The sequence below is a fragment of the Phascolarctobacterium succinatutens CAG:287 genome (assembly GCF_000434895.1).
Lineage (GTDB): Bacteria > Bacillota > Negativicutes > Acidaminococcales > Acidaminococcaceae > Phascolarctobacterium_A > Phascolarctobacterium_A succinatutens_A.
This window is the reverse complement of sequence record NZ_FR892814.1, coordinates 77,412-79,834: the sequence shown is the minus strand read 5'-3', so window position 1 is coordinate 79,834 and position 2,423 is coordinate 77,412. Positions and strand designations below refer to the sequence as shown.

Annotated in this window: 5 protein-coding genes and 1 pseudogene; all 6 read left to right on the top strand. The window is 39.5% G+C overall.

What is annotated here, in order from left to right; genetic code table 11:
- The first annotated feature begins 81 nt into the window (after positions 1-81).
- Positions 82-531 (top strand): hypothetical protein, encoded by a 450-nt coding sequence (locus tag BN587_RS09295; protein WP_021720850.1) that lies wholly within the window; start codon positions 82-84, stop codon positions 529-531.
- 33 nt (positions 532-564) lie between these two features.
- Complete coding sequence (locus BN587_RS11990; RefSeq protein ID WP_021720849.1) at positions 565-687, top strand: hypothetical protein; 123 nt, start codon at positions 565-567, stop codon at positions 685-687.
- A gap of 19 nt (positions 688-706) precedes the next feature.
- Complete coding sequence (locus BN587_RS09290; RefSeq protein WP_044484749.1) at positions 707-1,174, top strand: hypothetical protein; 468 nt, start codon at positions 707-709, stop codon at positions 1,172-1,174.
- A gap of 348 nt (positions 1,175-1,522) precedes the next feature.
- Positions 1,523-1,690: a hypothetical protein gene (locus tag BN587_RS11985; RefSeq protein WP_021720847.1), complete on the top strand. Its 168-nt coding sequence runs from the start codon at positions 1,523-1,525 to the stop codon at positions 1,688-1,690.
- Positions 1,691-1,694: 4 nt separating this feature from the next.
- Positions 1,695-1,931: a LuxR C-terminal-related transcriptional regulator gene (locus BN587_RS09285; RefSeq protein WP_044484747.1), complete on the top strand. Its 237-nt coding sequence runs from the start codon at positions 1,695-1,697 to the stop codon at positions 1,929-1,931.
- 176 nt (positions 1,932-2,107) lie between these two features.
- Positions 2,108-2,423: pseudogene (locus BN587_RS09280) on the top strand (hypothetical protein); the annotation flags it as partial.

Genomic DNA, 2,423 nt, shown 5'->3' with positions numbered 1-2,423 from the left:
AGGTGTATTCCACTGATATAGTTGCTTGATAAATTTTGTTCAACTTGCACTTGCAATCTACCTAAAAAAATTAATATCGATTTGTCTAGCTATGTAACACTTTCTACGAATCAAGCACTGACTAATAAGACTTACAACGGTTTTACTCTCGCTGCCGCTTGTGCAAAAGGTGTTTCTAATATTGTTGCGGTTTCCGATGCTAATTTAATTACTTCTGGTGCTGTCGCTTCTGAACTGGCTAAATATGCTAAAACTTCTGATATTAGCACTGTTTATCGTGCGAAGGGTTCTGTTGAAACGTATGCTGACTTGCCCCGAAATCCTACCGTTGGCGATGTATATAACGTCAAGGCGGCAGATGCTACTCATAATGTGAATGCTGGCGACAATGTTGTATGGTCTTCTGACGAGGTATGGGATAACCTGTCTGGTATTGTTGACACATCCTCTTTCGCTACTAAAGATGAGGTTAAAAACGCTGTAAGCATTACCATTGTTAGCGAAGCTGATATTCGCGCTATGTTCGCTTAATTGTACAAAAAACAAAAGATAGGAGGAAAGGAAATGGAAAAATATATTTGTTATAAAACTGAAGAATTAAAGGCTTTTGTTGCTAATAAAAGATTTTTAACAGGCCTTGTTTTAGGATTTGCTTTCGGTGTATTACACCATTATTTCGGATTGTAAGACGAGGTAAAAATGACAAATGAGACAAGACGAAAAATTGACAAGGCTGTTAAAATCAGCCTTATTGTTGCTGGCCTTTTGCTTATCTGCAATGACGCTTATTATCGGTGGCACAGCAGAAGCAGCTCCACAACAAGTGACAATGTCAATAGCACAGTGGAACAGCTTAAAGCAAGAAACGAATCTGCTAGAAGCGAAATTGCAAATAGCGAGCGATATGTTAGCGACGCAAAAAAGCACGTCGAGCGAGCTGATGCAACAATTAGCAGAAGCGAGGGTACAGCTAGACGAAACGAGGAATGCACTGAACAGCTCCAAAAGCTCATTAGCGAATGCCAAACAATCGTTAGACGACAGCAAAGCATTATACAAGACGTTGACAGAGCAAATGGAGTTGGAGCGCAAGAGAGCGAAAAGAATTAAGCATCAGCGTAACTTGTACGCAGGATGTGCGGTGTTCGTTCTTGCGTATGCGGTTGCAAAATGATTTTCGCTATGGTATAATAAATATGTTTGTTGGATGTTTTTTTATTATGCTACATCTAATGGCGAGCTGTGATAGTGCGCAATGTTATGGCTTGCTAAGTTTTATGCATTAAATTGCGAAGCAGAGTCCACGAGTTAGCGAATGTGGGGCAGTCGAACACTGCCGGATATAGCCTATGAAGGTGCAATTCCTTCCTGCTTAAAACTGTTGATTGGTGGATTTCATTCGATATCCATTAGAGCGTTCTGTGAAAGCAGGACGCTTTTATTATGCTTTGATTTATTAGTGACTGTCTGTTTGTCGATGTGATATAATATATTTATTAAATATATTATATGGGGTGATAGGATGAATGATAACGAAAATATTAAGCAGGAAGTTTTGCCTGCTGGTATGGTAACAATGTTGTTTGCTGAAAACAAAAGAATTATTGATAAGCAGTTTTATATCATGGCTGGAATGTTGTTTGCCAACATCGGTCTGATTGCACTGCTTGCTTATGTTTTAAAAAGGTGATTTAATGAGAGAACTGCTAAAAAGCGCGAGGGTATGGATGACCGAAAGCTCGCGCCGCTCATTTTATGCAGTGCTTCAAGAAGCGAAGATAACGCCACGGCAAATGAAAATCTGTGAGATGAAATTTGTTGACGGCAAAATGAATTACCAAATCGCAATGGAGCTGAACATCTCCACTAAAACTGTTGACAGAGAAATAAGCACTGCGTATAAGGCTATTAATCGAGTGCTTTCTAAATGAAGTAATCCCCATTAAGAGAAGTGTAAAAGCTTTTCTTAATGGGGATTATTTTTTTTTGCTCATTTTTTGCTGTCTGAATCGTGTCTAAATTATGTCCGAATGTATAGGAGAATGTGTCTTTAGCTTTAGGGATTGTTTTTATTGCTACCACTTAAAATATAGGTGAGGTGATAAAGATGTACGGAAATTATTACAATCCTTATGGAGCTACACAGCAGATGCAACAGAGGTTAGCTAATCTGCAACAGCAACAACAAATGTATCAACAACCAATGCCTGCAATGATGCCCCCTGCGCAGCCAAATGCTTATCAGCCTGTACAGCAAATTAAAGGCAGACCTGTTACAAGCATTGAAGAAGCACGAGCAGCGCAAGTTGACCTTGACGGAACGAGTACATATTTTCCTGCTCCTGCCGAAGGAAAAATTTATGAAAAGCTTATAGGCATGGACGGCTTGCCGATTTTTAGAGTTTATCAGCTTCAGCAGGACG

What these genes read in the sequence shown, in the direction of transcription:
- BN587_RS11990 (WP_021720849.1), top strand. Translation starts at nt 565, where the DNA reads ATGGAAAAATATATTTGTTATAAAACTGAAGAATTAAAGGCTTTTGTT.
- BN587_RS09290 (WP_044484749.1), top strand. Translation starts at nt 707, where the DNA reads ATGAGACAAGACGAAAAATTGACAAGGCTGTTAAAATCAGCCTTATTG.
- BN587_RS11985 (WP_021720847.1), top strand. Translation starts at nt 1,523, where the DNA reads ATGAATGATAACGAAAATATTAAGCAGGAAGTTTTGCCTGCTGGTATG.
- BN587_RS09285 (WP_044484747.1), top strand. Translation starts at nt 1,695, where the DNA reads ATGAGAGAACTGCTAAAAAGCGCGAGGGTATGGATGACCGAAAGCTCG.